The sequence below is a fragment of the Streptomyces sp. 147326 genome (genome assembly GCF_045000215.1).
Lineage (GTDB): Bacteria > Actinomycetota > Actinomycetes > Streptomycetales > Streptomycetaceae > Streptomyces.
The window spans coordinates 3,375,226-3,393,606 of the sequence record NZ_CP134201.1 but is presented as its reverse complement, the minus strand read 5'-3'; the positions used below and the strand labels follow the sequence as shown (position 1 = coordinate 3,393,606).

The following is an 18,381-nucleotide window of genomic DNA, read 5'->3' as shown; positions in this document are numbered from 1 at the left end:
TGTGGGTGCTCATTCTCACGTCCGGATTGACCGGTATTGGTAAGGGTTGACCATCCTTTGTCACAGCCTGCGGTGTTAGCTTTCTGAGCTGACGTCGGGGGGGTAATCGAGCGGAGCGGGAGCGATGGGCCGAGCAGAAGTGCGTAAGGCGCAGCAGCGCGGTGCGGGGCGTGCGCCGAGCAGACGCGCCAACGGCGCCAACGGCGCCAACGGCAAGGGCGGCGCCGGCAAACGCAGCGGCATACGTCGCCTCTTCACGTGGAAGAAGATCCTCGGGGCGTTCCTCGGGACGATCCTCCTCCTCATGGCCGCGGCGATCGTCCTCTACTTCTCGGTGGACGAGCCCACCGACCCGAACGACCAGGCCACGCTCCAGAGCAACACCTACCGCTACTCCGACGGCTCGATCATGGCCAGCACCGGCACGAAGAACCGCGAGCTCGTGCCGATCGACAAGATCCCCGAGGACGTCCGCACCGCGTTCATCGCCATCGAGAACAAGTCCTTCTACAGCGACCGCGGCATCGACGTGATGGGCGTGGCCCGGGGCCTGTTCAACACGGCCACCGGCAAGGGCAAGGCCGGTGGCTCGACGATCACCCAGCAGTACGTCAAGAACTACTACCTGACGCAGGACCAGTCGGCGACGCGCAAGCTCCGGGAGCTGGTGATCTCCCTCAAGGTCGACCAGCGCATGGAGAAGGACGACGTCCTCGTCGGCTACCTGAACACGAACTTCTACGGCCGCAACGCGTACGGCATCCAGGCCGCGGCCCAGGCCTTCTACGGGGTCGACTCCGACAAGCTCACCCTGGAGCAGGGTGCCTACCTCGCCGCCGTCATCCAGGCGCCCAGCCAGTACGACCTGGCGACGGCCGGCCCGAACGGCAGGCGGCTGGTCAACATCCGCTTCGACGCCGTCCTCGACAACATGGTCGAGATGGGCAAGCTGGACCCGGCCAAGCGCAAGACCATGACCCTCCCGCCGCCGATCAAGCCCAAGCCCCGCCCGGGCATGGACGGCCAGAAGGGCTACCTGGTCCAGGCCGCCAACGACGAGCTGAACAAGCAGAACATCACCGACGCCCAGATCGCGGCCGGCGGCTGGAGCATCACGCTCAACGTCGACAAGGCGAAGCAGGCGGCGCTGGAGAAGGCCGTCGACGACGAGCTGGAGTCGAAGCTCGACCGCAAGGACACCAAGGGCCGGCCCCAGGACCAGAGCGTCCAGGCCGGCGCGACCTCCGTGGACGCGAAGACCGGTGCGATCGTCGCCATGTACGGCGGCCAGGGCCTGACGGAGAAGTCCGAGAGCAACGCCCTGCGCAAGGACTACCAGCCGGGCTCGACCTTCAAGCCGGTCGTGCTCGCCTCCGCCCTGGAGAACGGGTCGAAGACCCAGGACGGCAAGCCGATCACCCCGAACTCGCTCTACGACGGCACCAGCAAGCGCCAGGTGGTCGGCAGCAAGATCCCGTTCAACCCGCAGAACCAGGACAACCTGAACTACGGCGAGCCGTTGATGACGGTCCAGGAAGCCACCGACTTCTCGGTGAACTCCGTCTACGCGCAGATGATCGTGGACGTGAAGCCGCCCAACGTGAAGAAGACGGCCCTGGCACTCGGCATGGTGGACCGCGAGGGCTGGCCCGAGGACAGGCCGGCCATGGCGCTCGGCACGATGACCGCGAGCACCGTGGAGATGGCCGGCGTCTACGCCAGCTTCGACAACCACGGCAAGAAGGTCACGCCGACGATCATCAAGAGCGCCGAGCACAAGGAACGCGAGTTCACCCCCCAGCAGGCCATCGGCAGCCAGGCCATCAGCCGCAAGACCGCCGACACCGTCACCAAGGTGCTCCAGGGCGTGGTCAACGACGAGGGCGGCTCCGGCAACAAGGTCAGGAGCAGCTCCTACCAGGCGGCCGGCAAGACCGGTACCAGTGAGTCGAACTTCTCCGCCTGGTTCACCGGCTACACGCCCGAGCTGGTCACGGTCGTCGCGATGTTCGGCGAGGAGCCGGGCAGCCACACCCAGGTCACCTTGACCGGCACCGCCGGCCTGGGACGCGCGGGCGGTTCCAGCTTCCCCGCCTCGATCTGGAAGGCGTACACGCTCGCCGCGCTCAAGGGCGTGGACACGGGCAAGTTCGACACGTCGGACGCGGAGATGGGCCCGACGCAGGCGCCGTCCCGCAGCACCTCCCCGTCGCCCACGACGAGCCAGTCCTCCAGCCCGCCGGCGTCCAGCAGCAGCCCGGCGCAGTCCCCGACGACGCCGGTGAGCCCCACGCCGACGAAGACCGGCCCGACGCCGACGACCACGCCGACGGCGACGCCGACGACCACGCCGACCAAGACCGGCGGTCCCAAGCCGCCGGACCCGCCGATCTTCGGTGGGAACGAGGGACGCTGACAGACCGCCGCCCCGCAGCCTTCACGCTGCGGGGCGGCGGTTTTTTCACAGGCTCCCGGTCTTGCGGGCCTCAGGAGCCCGACACCGCCGCCGCGATCCGGTCGCCGATGCCGCGTCACTTCCCTGCAGGGGTCGGTCGGTTCGCTGCCTGGTCAACGCCGCTCCTGTGCCCCCGGCAACGAGAGCTCGAACCAGACCACCTTTCCGCTGCTCAGACGGGTCGCACCCCAGCGGCGGGCCATCCGGTTGACCAGGAACAGGCCGCGGCCGCCCTCGTCGGTGTCCCGCGCCCGGCGCTGGCGGGGCAGCTGCGGGGAGTCGTCGCCGACCTCGCAGCGCAGCACGTCCGTACGCAGCAGGCGCAGGGTCACGGGCCGCTCCGCGTACCGGACGGCATTGGTGACCACCTCGCTGACCAGCAGCTCCAGCGAGTCGCTCAGCTCCTCCAGGCCCCAGCGGGTCAGTGCGCGGCGGGCGAACCGGCGGGCCCGGCCCGGAGCGGTCTCCTCCGGGTCAAGGAACCAGTACGCGACGTCACTGGGCGCGATCCCGTCGAAACGGGCCGCGAGCAGCGCGATGTCGTCGTCCCGGTCGCCCGGACCGAGCATGTCCAGCACGTCGTCGCACAGGGCCTCCAGCGGCGGCGGGTGGTCCAGGCCGGTCAGCTGGGCGGTGGTGGCCAGCCGCTCCCGCAGCTGCTCGATGCCGGTCCACACGTCCCGCAGGCGCGACTCCACCAGGCCGTCGGTGTAGAGCAGCAGGGTGGCCCCTGCGGGCGCGTCCAGCTCCACGGCCTCGAAGTCCACGCCGCCGACGCCGATGGGCGCGCCGGGCGGCACGCGGAGCACCTCGGCGCGGCCGCCCAGGTGCAGCAGCACCGGCGGCGGGTGGCCGGCGTTGGCGATGGTGATCCGGTGAGCGACCGGATCGTAGACGGCGTACAGGCAGGTGGCCATGCGGTCGGAGCCCAGGCGCTGCGCCTGCTCGTCCAGATGGTGCAGGACCTCGGCGGGCGGCAGGTCCAGCTGCGCGAGGGTCTGCGCCGTGGTCCGGAGCTGGCCCATGATCGCGGCGGAGGTCATGGAGTGGCCCATGACGTCGCCGACGACGAGCGCGACACGGCTGCCGGGCAGCGGTATGGCGTCGTACCAGTCGCCGCCGACCCGCGCCGTCTCGGCGGCGGGCAGGTAGCGGGAGGCCAGGCGCACCCCGGTGGGCTGCGGCAGGCTGTCGGGCAGCATCGTGCGCTGCAGCTCGTCCGCGATGTACGCCTCACGGCCGTACAGGACGGCCTTGTCGATGCCCAGCGCGGTGTGGGTGGCCAGCTGGGCGGCGACCAGGAGGTCGTTCTGCTCGAAGGCGGGACGCTCGGGGCTGCGCAGGAAGACGGCGGCGCCGATCACCCGCCGGCGGCCGCGCAGGGGCGCGAGCACGGCCCGGTTGCCGCGCGGCAGCGGATGGTCCACGCCGAGCAGCTCGGGCAGCGCCGCCCGGGCGGCGGCGGAGGACCCGAAGACGGGCCGTACGCCGCGCAGCACTTCGGCGAGCGCGCCGCCGGGCCGGATCTCGCACAGCTCGGCCGCCGGCAGGTCACCCTGCGGGCCGACCAGCGGCAGCTGGCTGAAGTCGAGCTCGCCGGTGGCCCCGGCGGCCCCGGCGAGGTCCATCCCCGCGCCGATGGTGCTGCTGATGTCCGTCAGGTCGTCGATCGGCCGGAGCCGGTCGGTGCGCCGGAGCCTTAGAACGACCGGGCCGACGGGCCGCTCGTCACCGACCGGGAGCGGGTCGCGCAGGTAGACGAGGATGGCGTCCGAGAAGGTGGGCACGGTGGCCCGGCACAGGCCGAGCACGATCTCGTCGAGGTCGATGCCGCGGGCGATCCGCCGGGTGGCGGCGCCCACGAAACGCAGCCGGTCACCTTCGCGGCGCGCGGCGGTCGCCTCTCCGGCGCCCCCGCCCGGTATGCCGGTCCCGCCGCCGTGGCGGTCGCCTCCGGTGCGGTACCCGCTGTTCTGCCCGGCACTCTCGTCCGCGCCGGGCGCGGTGCCGCCGCTCGTGGTGCCGGGGTCGAGGTCGTCTCCGCGCGGGCGGGGCGGCTCGGAGGGGGCGCCGTGTCCGGCGGTGGCGCCCGCGGCGTTGCGGGCGGCCGCGCCGTCCCGCAGCCGGACGCCGTCCTGGTCCTGGCCCTGGAGCGGGTCCGAGGAGGCCGGGACACCGGACTCGCCCGGCGCGGAAGCCTTGCGGCGGGGCCGGGGGAGTCCGGCGGCGCCGCCCGCGGAGCGGGCCGAGCGCGCGTCGGAAGCCGCCGCGGCCGCGCCGCCGCCCGGCTCTGCGGCATGCCCGGCGCCGGCGCTCGGCGCATGCGTGCGTACGGCCTCGGAGGCGATGGGCGCCTTGCCGTGGCCGGCCTCGTCCGTACCTCCGCCGGAGGCGACGGGCTGCGGGCCCTCCTGGGAGGTGGGGTACTCCGTCACGCGTGGAATTCCGTCCGTTTGCGCTCGATGTGCGCTGCACTCAACTCGGTCAGTCGCGGTATACCCGCTCAGCGGCCCGGGCACCATCGCCCCGAGGTTCCTCTTTGCTCCCGCCCCCGCGCCGACCTCCCGTCAGGTTCCGCGTGTGGCGCGACACTTGTGGATGCACGGCCCGAACGCACCGTCCCGCGCGCGCGACCTCGCGGAGCACGATCCTACGTTTGAACCCCGGGGGCGCATCAAGGGTCTCATGAGGTCATATGCGCCGGGGTGCGGTCCCAGTCCTCCGGAAGGGCCGGAATTCTCCAGGCGGGATCCGGCCGCCAGTCCTGCCAGTCGCCGGAGAACGGAGTTCCCCATTCCTTGATCACCTCGACCGCCGCGCGACCGGCGTGCCGGACCCGCAGCGCCTGCTCCCGGTCCATCAGGCCGGACCGCTGCGCCTGGGCGAACTCGTCCTCGTCCAGCCACTTCCAGCTGCGGTCCGGGTAGACGGCGATGTCGAGGAAGTGGTCCACGGAATCCACCCCGCCGGCCCACCGCGACCGGGGCTCCTCCAGGTTCACGTACCAGTTCTTGAACCGCCAGCCGTGTCCCCAGAACAGCCATACCGACCACGGGTCCCCGGGCCGGGCCAGCTTCAGCACCCCGCCGCCGAACCAGCGCGAGCGCACGGTCGTCCGCGGCGCGGTGTAGCGGGTGGCGAGCGGTTCCTCGTGGACGGGGGTGCCGTCGGCCAGGACCGGCTTGACGCACTCGGTGCCCGGGGCCATCCAGACGGCCAGCAGCTCGTCCGTGTCCTGAACCACCGTCACCGGGCGGCAGATGTGCACCGGGCCCTTCAGCCCCGGGGCGTGGTCGCGGTAGCGCCAGAGGATCTGCTCCCCGGGCGCCCAGCGCGTGCCCTGCGCGGGGCCCTGCGGCGCGCCGTGCGCCGAGCCGCTCCCGGGCTTGAAGGTACCTGTCATGCGGAGATCTTAGGGCGGGGGCCCGCGCCCCCGCTGCGGTGCAGGTCACTGGGGGGTTGGCGGACGGGAATCGACCGGATCCGGCCCCCGCCCGGGGGCCGGGTCCGGCGGGTCACGGGTGCGTCATGCGCAGCACGTCCAGGGCCTCGTCGAGCTGCTCCAGGGTGAGGGCGCCGCGCTCCACGTAGCCGGACTCCAGGACGACCTCCCTGATCGTCTTGCGCTCGGCGAGGGACCTCTTGGCCACCTTGGCGGCCTCCTCGTAGCCGATGTAGCGGTTGAGCGGGGTCACCACGGAGGGCGAGGACTCGGCGTATTCCCTGGCCCGCGCCTCGTTGGCGGTGATCCCGTCCACTGTGCGGTCGGCCAGCAGGCGGCTCGCGCTGCCGAGCAGCCGGATCGACTCGAGGAGGTTCCTGGCCATCACCGGGAGCATCACATTGAGCTCGAAGTTGCCGGCCGCGCCCGCCACCGCGACGGTGGCGTCGTTCCCCATGACCTGTGCGGCGACCATCAGGACGGCCTCCGGGACCACCGGATTGACCTTCCCGGGCATGATCGAGGAGCCGGGCTGGAGATCCGGGAGATTGATTTCGGCCAAACCGGTACGCGGCCCGGACGCCATCCAGCGCAGGTCGTTGGAGATCTTGGTGAGCGAGACGGCGACCGTACGGAGCATCCCGGAGGTCTCCACCAGCGCGTCCCGCGCCCCCTGGGCCTCGAAGTGGTCGCGGGCCTCGGTCAGCGGCAGCCCGGTGGTGGCGGCCACCTCGGCGATCACGGCGGCGGAGAACCCGGGCGGGGTGTTGATGCCGGTGCCCACCGCGGTGCCGCCCAGCGGCAGTTCGGCGAGGCGGGGGAGGGCCGCGCGCAGCCGCTCGACGCCGTAGCGGATCTGGGCCGCGTACCCGCCGAACTCCTGGCCCAGGGTGACCGGGGTGGCGTCCATCAGGTGGGTCCGCCCGGCCTTGACCACCTGCGCGAACTCGGCCGCCTTGCGCTCCAGCGCGGCGGCGAGGTGCTCCAGGGCCGGGATCAGCTCGCCGGTGACGGCGGCGGTGGCGGCGATGTGGATGGACGACGGGAAGACGTCGTTGGAGCTCTGCGAGGCGTTGACGTGGTCGTTGGGGTGCACCTCCCGGCCGAGCCGTTCGGTGGCGAGGGTGGCGATCACCTCGTTGGTGTTCATGTTGGACGAGGTCCCGGAGCCGGTCTGGAAGACGTCCACGGGGAAGTGGTCGTCCCAGCGGCCGTCCGCGACCTCGGCGGCGGCGGACCGGATCGCGTCGGCGACGTCCTGGCCGACGACGCCGAGCCGCGCGTTCACCACGGCGGCCGCGGCCTTGATGCGGGCGAGGGCCTCGATGTGGGCGCGTTCCAACCGCTGCCCGGACACGGGGAAGTTCTCCACCGCGCGCTGGGTCTGGGCGCGCCATTTGGCGTGCAGGGGCACCTGTACGTCGCCCATGGAGTCGTGCTCGATCCGGAACGCGTCGGCCTGCTGATGTTCGGTCATTTTCCTGGCCTCCTCAAAAACTTGAGCAATTGTCTTGTTCGAAGTGTTCCCAACTCCCCTACCGGCCAGTAAATACCGTGGGTAACACTGACATCTGGGGAGGCGTTCATGGCACGTGCACGTACGAGACCCATGCTCAGATCTACCTTCGCCGCCGTCGCGGCGATCGCGGCCGCCCTGGGCGGCGTCACCGCCGTCACCCCCATGGCCCAGGCGGCGGCCCCCGCGGGGGCCGTCACCCCCCTCTCGCCCGAGCTGGAGGCGATCCGCGCCGCGGAGTCCACCAGGATCTACGGCGACGCCGCCGTCCGCCCGCTGAACGAGCGCAAGACCGGCCTGATCTCGCTGGGCGACAGCGAGATATCGGGCGAGGGCGTGGGCAACTACGACCCCGCGACCAACACGCCGAACAACCAGTGCCACCGCTCACCCGACTCGGCGATCCACCGCACCGGCATCCCGGCCGACCTGACCTTCAACGTCGCCTGCTCCGGCGGCTACACGGGCAACATCAGGATCGGCGGCAGCAAGCAGTACGCCGACGAGCTGGTGCAGAGCGACAGCCTGGCCATCAAGGCCCGCAACACGAAGATCAAGATGGTCCTGCTGGTCGCCGGCGCCAACGACGACCTGCAGTTCGGCCCGGTCATGACCGACTGCGTGACCCGCTGGGTGCTCAGCCAGGGCACCTGCGAGCCCAAGTACGGGCCCGGCTGGCAGGGACGCGTCGACGGGCTCAAGCCGAAGGTGGAGGCCACCGTCGCGGACCTCAGGACGGTCATGCGCGACGCCGGTTACGCCGACTCCGACTACAAGCTGGTCGTGATGGGCTACCCCAGCCCCATCGGGCCCGACTTCTACGACAACCCGAGCTTCCCCGGCAAGCTGCCCGGCGGCTGCGCCGGCTACGACTCCGACGCCACCTGGGGCCGCAACTACGCGGTGCCCACCTTCGAGAAGGGCATGCGCGCGGCGGCCCTCGCCTCCGGCGCCACCTACCTGGACAACTCGCGGCTCTTCCACGGGCACGAGGTGTGCATGGAGGACACCTGGGCCCGCGGGCTCTACCTGGACCTCGGGGACCACTTCCCGTGGGACGAGAACACCGCCCGCCAGTCCTTCCACCCCAACTACCGGGGCCACGGCGCCTTCGCGTCCTGCCTGACCCAGCTCTACGACTCGGGCCTGCGCGAGGCATCCTGCGCCGACCCGGCGAGCACCGGGACGCCCGTCCTGCAGGCCGGGGCCTGGGACGACAAGTTCAAGCCCCTGAAGAACGAGGCGACCGGCAACTGCCTCGACTCCTTCGGCGGCTCCAGCGCCAACGAGACGAAGATCGTGGGCTGGGACTGCCACGGCGGCCGGAACCAGGGCTGGTGGTACGACGCCGCCCGCGAGTCCGTCCACATCGAGCTGACCCAGGACCGCTGCCTCGACGCCCCCGGCGCCAACTACGGCTCCGGCTCCGGCCTGATCATCTGGAACTGCCACGGCGGCGCGAACCAGCGGTTCGTCCGCGACGGCGCCACCCTCCGCCCCGCCGCCGCCCCGGGCATGTGCCTGACGGTGGCCGCCGCCCACGAGCCGCTGCGCCTGCAGACCTGCAACGGTTCCGCCAACCAGCGCTTCGTGTAACCCCGATCCGCCCGTACGACCCCCCACGCCCGGCCGGCGCACCCCGGCCGGGTGTCACATGTCGCGCAGCAGCTTGCGCACCTCGCGCGGCCGGTTGGTGATCAGCGTGTCGACGCCGAGGCGCACGCACAGCTCCACGTCCTCCGGCTCGTCCACGGTCCACACCCGTACGGACAGCCCCTTGGCCTTCAGCCGGGCCACCATTCCCGGGTCCCGGCGCACGAGGTCGATGCCCGGGCCCGCGTGCGTCGCGTACGGGGGCCGGACCGGGCGCAGCCGCCGCTCCATCAGGTAGACGGCGGGCAGGCCGGGCGCGAGCCGGTGCAGCCGGGTCAGCGCGCTCCGCGAGAAGCTCATCACCTCGACGCGGCCGCTCGCTCCGTCGGCAAGCCCGTACTCCCGGAGCATCCGCACCAGTTCGGCCTCCAGCCGGCCGCCCGCCCGCGTCGGGTGCTTGGTCTCGACGGCCAGCCCCACGGGCCGGGGCGCGGCCAGCGCCTCCCGGAGCAGGTCCTCGAAGAGCAGCACCCGGGCCCCGCGGTGCTCGTCGCCCTTCCACCCGCCGAAGTCGAGGGCGCGCAGCTCCTCGTGCGTCATCCCGGAGACGACCCCCCGCCCGTCGGAGGTCCGCTCGACGCGCCGGTCGTGCACGCACACCAGCCGCTGATCGGCGGTGAGCCGCACATCGCACTCCAGCGCGTCGGCCCCGTCGGCGATGGCCTGCCGGTAGGCGGCCAGGGTGTGCTCGGGGTGCTCGTGGGAGGCCCCGCGATGGGCGACCACGCGCACGGCCCGGTCGGTGCGGAGATGCGTCTGCGTCATGCCCCAGACGTTATCCGGATGCGCGGGACGCACCGGTACCGCATCCTGCCCGGATGGACGAACAGCAGGTGTACGTGACCTTTCACTGCGAGCCGTGCGAGGAGTGCGTCCAGGAGGACTGGCAGTTCATCCGGGACGGCGAGCTGCACTGGGCGGGGTTCGAGCACTGCCCGCGGTACGAGGCCTACGCCTGCGACGACGGCCGGGGCGTACCGCCGCCGTGGGTCCGGGAGCGCATCGTGGCCCGGGAGGGCACGGTCCACGTGCCGGTCGGCGGGCCCGACGGGGTGCCGATCGCGCTGCTGCGCCGGGTGTACGGGCTGAGCATCGCCGAGGTCATGGCCGCGCGGAAGGAGGGGTACCGGGCCACCCCCGTTGAGGCCCGGTACCTGTCGGGTCCGACGCCGTGACTACGGCTTCGGGGCGAGTGGGGCCGGGGTGACCTTGTAGCCGCCCTTGGTGACCTCCGTGAAGGGGGCCGGGGCCATGCAGGTGCCGGCCGGGGGCTCGGTGAAGGAGCCGTCGGGCTTCGGGTCGAAATTGGCGATGCCCCACGAGAAGCCGACGCGGTCGGGCTCGCCGCGCGTGCCGTCCTGGACGCTGAGGCCGATCCGCAGGCCCTCCCAGCCGACGTTCGAGGTCTTCACCACCGCGGTGACCGTGGCCGCCCTGCCGCCCGTGACCACGCAGTCCACCTCCGCCTCGGAGACGGCGGTGAAGCCCGTCGCCTTGACGTGGTGGTAGACGGTGACCTTGCCGACGGCGTCCGTCGGCAGGCCCTTCTCCCCGCCCTTGGCCTGCAGAGGCCGGCTCCAGGGGGCCGACGTCGCGTCGACGGTGAAGCGGATGTCGTCCTCGGGGGCGTACGGGTAGAACACGGTCCCGAGCCCGTGCACCGAGGCGGGCTTCGCCCCGGCCGGGGCCGCCGGGGCGGGGGCCGCGGCCATCAGGGTCCCGAGCAGGGCGGCGGATCCGGCGACGGCCAGGGCGCGCGTGCGGTTCTTCATCGTGAACTCCCGTGCGGTGAAGGTGGAGAGGCCCGAGGGCTGCTCGGTCACGGGTAAAGCCTCTCCGTCCGCCGCCCCCCGATCCATCCGCCGATCGGCACGAACGCCCGAGGGACCCTCTGCCGATCGGCAGAGGGCCCCTCGGGGACGTGGCTACAGACCCGGGCCGCGGACCGGGATGTGGGTGAACGTCGGCTCCGGGGCCGGGTTCTGGAAGAAGTCGTTGCCCTTGTCGTCGACGACGATGAAGGCCGGGAAGTCCTCGACCTCGATCTTCCAGACCGCCTCCATGCCGAGCTCCTCGTACTCCAGGACCTCGACCTTCTTGATGCAGTCCTGCGCCAGGCGCGCCGCCGGGCCGCCGATCGAGCCCAGGTAGAAGCCGCCGTGCGTGCCGCACGCGTCCGTCACCTGCTGGGAGCGGTTGCCCTTGGCCAGCATGACCTTGGAGCCGCCCGCCGCCTGGAACTGCTCGACGTAGGAGTCCATGCGGCCGGCCGTGGTCGGGCCGAAGGAGCCGGAGGCGTAGCCCTCGGGGGTCTTCGCGGGGCCGGCGTAGTAGACCGGGTGGTCCTTGAGGTACTGCGGCATCTCCGCGCCCGAGTCCAGCAGTTCCTTGATCTTGGCGTGCGCGATGTCGCGCGCCACGACCAGCGGGCCGGTCAGCGAGAGGCGGGTCTTGACCGGGTGCTTGGTCAGCGTCGCCAGGATCTCCTCCATCGGCTGGTTGAGGTCGACGGAGACCACGTCCGCGGACTCGTCGAGGTGCGAGTCCGTGGTGTCGGGCAGGAAGCGCGCCGGGTCCGTCTCCAGCTGCTCCAGGAAGACGCCCTCGGCGGTGATCTTCGCGGTCGCCTGGCGGTCGGCCGAGCAGGACACGGCGATGGCCACGGGCAGCGAGGCGCCGTGGCGCGGCAGGCGGACGACGCGGACGTCGTGGCAGAAGTACTTGCCGCCGAACTGCGCGCCGATGCCGATCTTCTGGGTGAGCTCGAAGACCTTCTCCTCCAGGCCGAGGTCGCGGAAGCCGTGGCCCGTGGCGGAGCCCTCGGTGGGCAGCTCGTCCAGGTAGTGCGCGGAGGCGTACTTGGCGGTCTTCAGCGCGTGCTCGGCGGAGGTGCCGCCGACGACGATCGCCAGGTGGTAGGGCGGGCAGGCCGCCGTACCGAGCGAGCGGATCTTCTCCTCCAGGAACTTCATCATGGAGGCCTCGTTGAGGACCGCCTTGGTCTCCTGGTAGAGGAAGGACTTGTTGGCCGAGCCGCCGCCCTTGGCCATGAAGAGGAACTTGTACGCGCCGCCGTCGGTCGCGTACAGCTCGATCTGCGCGGGCAGGTTCGAGCCGGTGTTCTTCTCCTCCCACATGGTGATCGGGGCCATCTGCGAGTAGCGCAGGTTCAGGCGGGTGTACGCGTCGTAGATGCCGCGCGACAGCGCCGCCTCGTCCGCGCCCTCGGTCAGCACGTTCTGGCCGCGCTTGCCCATCACGATCGCCGTGCCCGTGTCCTGGCACATCGGCAGGACGCCGGCCGCCGCGATGTTCGCGTTCTTCAGGAGGTCGAGCGCGACGAACTTGTCGTTCGAGGAGGCCTCGGGGTCGTCGATGATGCGGCGCAGCTGCGCGAGGTGCGCGGGGCGCAGGAAGTGCTGGATGTCGTGGATGGCCTCTTCGGCCAGCTTGCGCAGCGCCTCGGGCTCGACCTTGAGGAACGTACGGCCGTCCGCCTCGAAGGTGGACACGCCCTCGGCGGTCACCAGCCGGTAGGGGGTGGTGTCCTCGCCCAGGGGCAGCAGGTCGGTGTACGCGAACTCCGGCATCGTGTGGCCAATCCTCACTCGGCAGACAGCGCTGGCGACCAATTGGCAGCGCAGTCCACCAGCGTAGAACCTCCCGCCGGGGACGTGTCTGTGAGGTAAGGCTCACTCGGCAGTATCGCGATCTATCGTGTCTCGCTATGCTGGGTGCCGTGGACCTGGAAAAGCAACCCGCCTCCCCCGCAGCAGCAGCCTCTCCCGCCGAGCTGCGCGCCTCCGATGCCGACCGGGACCGGATCGCGCAGATCCTCGGCGACGCCCTCGCCGAAGGCCGGCTGACCTCCGACGAGCACTCCGAGCGCCTGGACTCGCTGTACGCCTTCAAGACGGTCGGCGAGCTGGAAGGTCTCGTACGGGATCTGCCCGCACCCGGCGGCTCCCATGCCCCGTTCCCGCAGCCGGGTACCACGGCGCCGCCCGGCGCCGTGGTACCCGCCGAGACGATCGTCGCCGTGTGCAGCAGCTCCGCCCGCAAGGGCCGCTGGCGGCCGGGTGCGCACACCCGTGCGGTCTCCGTGATGGGCGACATCACCATCGACCTCACCGAGGCCGTCTTCGAGCAGCAGGTCACCGAGATCAACGTGACCTGCGTCCTCGGCAACGTCGAGGTCCTGGTCCCGGAGAACGTCACCCTGCGCGGCTACGGCAGCGGCGTCCTCGGCAACTTCGAGGTGCGCGGCGAGGGCCGCGGGGAGAGCGACCCGCAGGCGCCGGTGGTGATCGTCCGGGGCTTCGCCCTGCTCGGCAACATCGAGGCACGGCCCAGAATGGGCGCGCGCCTGGTCGATCTGGCCCGCAAACTGCGCAAGCGCCTGGACGGCTGAAAGCCGCTCACGGCGGGGGTCGCGTTTCGGACGAACCCCCGGCGCCCGGCGGCACCCGGTGCATAGGGGCGCGTGCAGCGGGTAGGGACAGGTGCATCGTCTCTCGCTCGCGTACCCGTCGTCAGGAGTAGACCGTGCCGCATCCGCCGCATCAGTCCCTGAAGGTTGCCGCCGTGCCGAAGCCGCGGGTGCCGGCGAGGGCTGAGGACGGCCCATGGCATGCGGAGGCGGTGTGCCGCAGGGACGAGGCGGGGCTGTTCTTCGCCCCCTCCAAGGAGCCCACGGCGGCCCGGCTCTCCCGCGAGGAGGCCGCCAAGCGCGTCTGTGCCCGCTGCCCGGTCATGGTCGCCTGCCGGGAGCACGCACTCCTCCAGCCCGAGCCGTACGGAGTCTGGGGCGGCCTCACCGCCGCCGAGCGCCGGGTGGTGCTGGCGCGCATGCGCCGCAGGTCGGCCGAGCTGCGCCAGGCACCGGCGGCCAGCCCCGTCGCAGCCGCGGGCTAGCTCCCGCCTGCGGCCGGCCCGGGGCGCGCGCAGCCCCGTACGAGCCGCGTGGACGCGGCAAGAGCCGCTTGGACACAGCAGAGGGGCGGTCACCGCCGCACACGGTGACCGCCCCTCTCGCTGTGGACGCGCGCTGTCGGCCTGCTGCAGGCCTACTGCGCGCGGTCGAAGTCGATCGCGCTGTACGCGCGCAGCTTCGACAGGCGGTGCGTGGAGTCGATCTGCCGGATCGTGCCCGACTTCGAGCGCATGACCAGCGAGGACGTCGTCGCGGTCTCCGAGCGGTAGTGGACGCCGCGCAGCAGCTCGCCGTCCGTGATGCCGGTGGCGACGAAGAAGACGTTGTCGCCGGACACCAGGTCGTTGGTGTGCAGGACCCGGTCCAGGTCGTGACCCGCGTCGATGGCCTTCTGGCGCTCGGCCTCGTCCTTCGGCCACAGCTTGCCCTGGATGGTGCCGCCGAGGCACTTGATGGCGCAGGCCGAGATGATGCCCTCGGGGGTGCCGCCGATGCCGAGGAGCAGGTCCACGCCGGTGCCCTCGCGCACGGCCATGACCGAGCCCGCGACGTCGCCGTCCGAGATGAACTTGATCCGGGCGCCGGTCTCGCGGATCTCCTTGACGATGCCCTCGTGGCGGGGGCGGTCCAGGATGATGACGGTGACGTCCTCGACGGCCATGTTCTTGGCCTTGGCGACGCGGCGGATGTTGACCGAGACGGGGGCGTTGATGTCGACGAAGTCGGCGGCCTCGGGGCCGGTGACGAGCTTCTCCATGTAGAAGACCGCGGACGGGTCGAACATGGTGCCGCGGTCGGCGGCCGCGAGCACGGCGATGGCGTTCGGCATGCCCTTGGCGTTCAGGGTGGTGCCGTCGATCGGGTCCACGGCGATGTCGACCTCGGCACCGGTGCCGTCGCCGACCCGCTCGCCGTTGAACAGCATCGGGGCTTCGTCCTTCTCGCCCTCGCCGATGACGACGACGCCGTTCATCGAGACGGTGGAGATCAGGGTCCGCATCGCGTTGACCGCGGCGCCGTCGGCGCCGAGCTTGTCGCCGCGCCCGACCCACCGGCCCGCGGCCATGGCGGCGGCCTCGGTGACCCGGACGAGTTCCAGGGCGAGGTTGCGGTCGGGGGCCTCCGGAGAGACTTCGAGCTGGGGCGGCAGGTTGTGCTCGGTCATCGGAGCGCACCTTTCTGTACGGCGACGGCCGGGAAGTGAGGGTGCTGGAACTCTATCGGTACGTCGACATATTGAGCAGGGCGGGTCACGTATGAGCGGAATATCGGTCAGGCGTTTGGCCTGAGCGGACACCTTGCGGGCCCGTGGGGCAATCTCAAGCGTCCGCCGTGCGGCCCGCCGGCGCGACCCCGGCGGTGATCGCCCCCCTGTGATGCGGGACGATGGTGCCGTGGCAGGTATGAAAGGCAAGCAGACGGTCTGGGACATGGTCCGGTCGCTGGGGGTGATCGGCATCGTCGTCGCCGGGATCTACCTCTTCGTCCCCCATGACGAGGAGGCCGATCCGATGCGCGCGGTCGACTACCGGGTGGAGACGATCACGGCTCGGCGCGCGGCCCCGTACCCGGTGGCGGCCCCGGTGGGGCTCCCGGAGCAGTGGCGGGCGACCTCGGTGACGTACGAGCGCAAGAACGCCAGCGCCTGGCACCTGGGCTTCCTCGACCCGGAGAAGCAGTACGTGGCGGTGGAGCAGTCCACGGACACCTCGCCCAAGTACCTCGCCCGGGTCACCCAGCAGGCGACGGCCACCGGACAGACCCAGCAGGTCGGCGACACGGCCTGGGAGCGCTGGGGCGGCGAGAAGTACGACGCCCTCGTCCGCCGGGAGCAGGGCCACGTCACGGTGGTGACGGGGACGGCCTCGTTCGAGCAGCTGGGCGCGATGGCGGCGGCGCTGGAGTTCAAGCAGGGCAGCTAGGTCCTGCCCCGTACCGTCCCGTGCGGGCCGGTCCCGTGCGGGCCGGTCCCGTGCGGGCCGGTCCCGTGCGGGCCGGTCCCGTGCGGGCCCGGACCGGCCGGCCGGCGCAGATGTGCGAGAAGGGCCGTGCGCCCAGGGATCCCGGGGCGCACGGCCCTTCTCGCGTACTGCAACCCCGCGGCTACGGCCGCGGCCGGGCTCAGACGGTGGTGACGACCTCGTCGAAGGCCAGGCGCGGGGAGCGCGGGAAGGCGGCGTCCTCGCCCGGCTTGCCGATGTTGACGACCATCAGCGGGGTGTGGTCGGCGTCCAGGAACTCCTTCTGGATGCCGCCGAAGTCGGCGCCGGTCATCGGGCCCGCGGCCAGACCGGCGGCGCGGACGCCGACGATGAAGTACGCGGCCTGCAGGGCGGCGTTCAGCAGCGCGGACTGCTCGCGGACCGGGCGCTCGGCGAAGAACATGTCCTTGGCCTGCGGGAAGTGCGGCAGCAGCTGCGGGAGCTCCTCGTGGAACTCGTTGTCCGCGGAGAGGATCGCGACCAGCGGCGCGGTGGCGGTCTTCGCCGCGTTGCCCTCGGCCATGTGCTTGACGAGGCGCTCGCGGGCCTCGGGGGAGCGGACCAGGGTGATGCGCAGCGGCGTCTGGTTGAACGCGGTGGGGCCGAACTTCACCAGGTCGTAGATCGCCTGGACCTGCTCCTCGGTGACCGGCTCGTCCGAGAACGAGTTGGCCGTGCGGGCCTCGCGGAACAGCAGGTCCTGCGCGGCGGAGTCAAGAACGAGAGACATCGGAAAGCCTTCTTCCATACGGAGGTGAAGCGATGTCCCAGACTCTACGGCCGAAGTAGATGAATTTTCAACTAAATCTCCCTGATGGTGACCGGGATCACTCCTCCTCGGCCGGCTCGCGCGCCGCCAGCGCGGAGTCCAGGCGGGCCCGGGCGCCCTCCAGCCAGTGCCGGCAGACCTTCGCCAGCTCCTCGCCGCGCTCCCAGAGCGCCAGCGAGTCCTCCAGCGAGGTACCGCCCGCCTCCAGCTTGCGGACGACCTCGATGAGCTCGTCGCGGGCCTGCTCGTACCCCAGCGCGGTCTCGGCCTCTGCCATTCCCTTTTCCACCCTATGTGTGTAGTGCAACCAGTTGGTTGCGGCCGTGTGTCGTGTTTCCGGGTGCCGCTGCCCGCTGCCCGCTGCCCGCTGCCCGCTGCCCGCTCCTCGCTACTCGGGCGGAGCGACCCGTACGGAGAAGGTGCCCTCCGCCACCCGTGCGCGCAGCACCTCGTCCGCCGCGAGCCCCTCCGGCGAACGCACCACATGGCCGTCGGCCCGCTGCAGTACGGCGTACCCGCGCTCCAGGGTCGCGGCCGGGGACAGCGCCACCACCCGGGCGAGCGTGTGGGCGAGCTCCGAGTCGGCCCGGTCCAGCAGGTGCCCGAGCGTGCGCCGGCCGCGCGCCAGCAGCGCGTCCAGCTCGTCCTCCCGGATCTCCACCATCCGCTGCGGGTGGACGAAGACCGGCCGGGCGAGGGCGTGCGCGAGCCCCCGCTCCTCCCGTTCCAGCAGACCGGTCACCGCGCGCAGCCCCCGGCCCTGCAGCTGGCGTACGCGCTCCAGCTCCTCGCCCACGTCCGGGACCACCTTCTTCGCCGCGTCCGTGGGCGTGGAGGCCCGCACGTCCGCGACCAGGTCCAGCAGCGGGGAGTCGGGCTCGTGGCCGATCGCCGAGACCACGGGGGTGCGGGCCGCCGCGACCGTGCGGACGACCTCCTCGTCGGAGAAGGGCAGCAGATCCTCCACGCTGCCGCCGCCGCGCGCCACGATGATCACGTCGACCTCGTCCAGGGCGTCGAGCTCCTTGACCGCCTGGATCACCTGGGGCACCGCGTGCACCCCCTGGACGGCGACGTTGCGCACCTCGAAGCGGACGGCCGGCCAGCGGCGCCGGGCGTTCTCCAGTACGTCCCGCTCGGCCGCCGAGGCCCGCCCGACCACCAGCCCGATCAGCTGCGGCAGGAAGGGCAGCGGCTTCTTGCGCTCCAGCGCGAAGAGCCCCTCGGAGGCCAGCGACCGCTTGAGCCGTTCCAGCCGGGCGAGGAGCTCACCGATGCCGACGGGCCGTATCTCGGTGGCCCGCAGGGACAGCTGCCCGCGCGGGGCGTACCACTCCGGCTTGGCCAGCAGGACGACCCGCGCGCCTTCCGAGACCACGTCCGCGACCTCGTCGAAGACCTGGCGGAAGCAGGTCACGCTGACCGAGATGTCGTGCGAGGGGTCGCGCAGCGTCAGGAAGACCACCCCCGCTCCCGGCCGCCGCGAGAGCTGCGTGATCTGCCCTTCCACCCACACCTGACCGAGCCGCTCGATCCAGCCCCCGATGAGCCGGGACACCTGGCCTACCGGCAGCGGCGCCTCGGCCGACGTATTCAGACCCATGCACGCAGGCTAACGGGCTCCGCTGACA

The 18,381-nt window shown here is 71.7% G+C and carries 16 protein-coding genes; 6 read left to right on the top strand and 10 right to left on the bottom strand.

Going from position 1 to position 18,381, the window contains the following annotated elements:
- Positions 1-124 precede the first annotated feature (124 nt).
- Positions 125-2,416 carry a transglycosylase domain-containing protein gene (locus RIU97_RS14840; RefSeq protein WP_404956952.1) on the top strand — a complete coding sequence of 764 codons (2,292 nt, stop codon included), beginning with the start codon at positions 125-127 and terminating at the stop codon, positions 2,414-2,416.
- Between the two features lie 152 nt (positions 2,417-2,568).
- Here the strand turns inward: RIU97_RS14840 and RIU97_RS14835 are convergent, their stop codons facing one another.
- The 3 genes from RIU97_RS14835 to RIU97_RS14825 form a co-directional block, all read right to left on the bottom strand.
- Positions 2,569-4,890 (bottom strand): SpoIIE family protein phosphatase, encoded by a 2,322-nt coding sequence (locus tag RIU97_RS14835; protein ID WP_404956950.1) that lies wholly within the window; start codon positions 4,888-4,890, stop codon positions 2,569-2,571.
- 248 nt (positions 4,891-5,138) lie between these two features.
- Entirely contained in the window at positions 5,139-5,858 is a 720-nt protein-coding gene (locus RIU97_RS14830) for a DUF402 domain-containing protein (protein ID WP_404956948.1), read from the bottom strand.
- Positions 5,859-5,970: 112 nt separating this feature from the next.
- Positions 5,971-7,374 (bottom strand): class II fumarate hydratase, encoded by a 1,404-nt coding sequence (locus RIU97_RS14825; RefSeq protein WP_404956946.1) that lies wholly within the window; start codon positions 7,372-7,374, stop codon positions 5,971-5,973.
- Between the two features lie 108 nt (positions 7,375-7,482).
- Here RIU97_RS14825 and RIU97_RS14820 point away from each other — a divergent pair, with 108 nt between their 5' ends.
- On the top strand, positions 7,483-9,009 hold the full coding sequence (locus RIU97_RS14820; RefSeq protein WP_404956943.1) for a ricin-type beta-trefoil lectin domain protein: 1,527 nt from the start codon (positions 7,483-7,485) through the stop codon (positions 9,007-9,009).
- A 54-nt stretch (positions 9,010-9,063) separates the two neighbouring features.
- Here RIU97_RS14820 and RIU97_RS14815 read toward each other — a convergent pair whose 3' ends face one another.
- Positions 9,064-9,831: a glycerophosphodiester phosphodiesterase gene (locus RIU97_RS14815; protein ID WP_404956941.1), complete on the bottom strand. Its 768-nt coding sequence runs from the start codon at positions 9,829-9,831 to the stop codon at positions 9,064-9,066.
- Between the two features lie 53 nt (positions 9,832-9,884).
- Here RIU97_RS14815 and RIU97_RS14810 point away from each other — a divergent pair, with 53 nt between their 5' ends.
- A complete protein-coding gene (locus tag RIU97_RS14810) occupies positions 9,885-10,241 on the top strand; it encodes a hypothetical protein (RefSeq protein ID WP_404956939.1) in 357 nt (118 codons plus the stop codon).
- On the opposite strand, the gene RIU97_RS14805 is transcribed toward RIU97_RS14810, so the two are convergent.
- Together RIU97_RS14805 and RIU97_RS14800 are read right to left on the bottom strand one after the other, a co-directional pair.
- On the bottom strand, positions 10,242-10,889 hold the full coding sequence (locus tag RIU97_RS14805; RefSeq protein WP_404956937.1) for a hypothetical protein: 648 nt from the start codon (positions 10,887-10,889) through the stop codon (positions 10,242-10,244).
- Between the two features lie 102 nt (positions 10,890-10,991).
- On the bottom strand, positions 10,992-12,656 hold the full coding sequence (locus RIU97_RS14800; RefSeq protein WP_404956935.1) for a fumarate hydratase: 1,665 nt from the start codon (positions 12,654-12,656) through the stop codon (positions 10,992-10,994).
- Between the two features lie 149 nt (positions 12,657-12,805).
- Between RIU97_RS14800 and RIU97_RS14795 the strand changes: the two genes are divergently transcribed.
- Positions 12,806-13,477 (top strand): DUF1707 domain-containing protein, encoded by a 672-nt coding sequence (locus RIU97_RS14795; protein ID WP_404956933.1) that lies wholly within the window; start codon positions 12,806-12,808, stop codon positions 13,475-13,477.
- Positions 13,478-13,611: 134 nt separating this feature from the next.
- The gene (locus RIU97_RS14790; RefSeq protein WP_404956931.1) at positions 13,612-13,980 is read left to right on the top strand and encodes a WhiB family transcriptional regulator; all 369 of its coding nucleotides are present in this window, start codon (positions 13,612-13,614) and stop codon (positions 13,978-13,980) included.
- 152 nt (positions 13,981-14,132) lie between these two features.
- Here the strand turns inward: RIU97_RS14790 and glpX are convergent, their stop codons facing one another.
- The gene (gene glpX, locus RIU97_RS14785) at positions 14,133-15,164 is read right to left on the bottom strand and encodes a class II fructose-bisphosphatase (RefSeq protein ID WP_030159594.1); all 1,032 of its coding nucleotides are present in this window, start codon (positions 15,162-15,164) and stop codon (positions 14,133-14,135) included.
- A 238-nt stretch (positions 15,165-15,402) separates the two neighbouring features.
- Here glpX and RIU97_RS14780 point away from each other — a divergent pair, with 238 nt between their 5' ends.
- Positions 15,403-15,921, top strand: coding sequence for a DUF4245 domain-containing protein (locus tag RIU97_RS14780; protein WP_404962842.1), 519 nt, complete (start codon positions 15,403-15,405; stop codon positions 15,919-15,921).
- 199 nt (positions 15,922-16,120) lie between these two features.
- Here RIU97_RS14780 and RIU97_RS14775 read toward each other — a convergent pair whose 3' ends face one another.
- From RIU97_RS14775 to xseA, 3 genes are all read right to left on the bottom strand, one after another.
- Positions 16,121-16,711, bottom strand: coding sequence for a malonic semialdehyde reductase (locus tag RIU97_RS14775; RefSeq protein WP_327416096.1), 591 nt, complete (start codon positions 16,709-16,711; stop codon positions 16,121-16,123).
- Between the two features lie 97 nt (positions 16,712-16,808).
- Positions 16,809-17,027: an exodeoxyribonuclease VII small subunit gene (locus RIU97_RS14770; RefSeq protein ID WP_319723379.1), complete on the bottom strand. Its 219-nt coding sequence runs from the start codon at positions 17,025-17,027 to the stop codon at positions 16,809-16,811.
- Between the two features lie 111 nt (positions 17,028-17,138).
- Complete coding sequence (xseA, locus tag RIU97_RS14765; RefSeq protein WP_404956927.1) at positions 17,139-18,353, bottom strand: exodeoxyribonuclease VII large subunit; 1,215 nt, start codon at positions 18,351-18,353, stop codon at positions 17,139-17,141.
- Positions 18,354-18,381 lie beyond the last annotated feature (28 nt).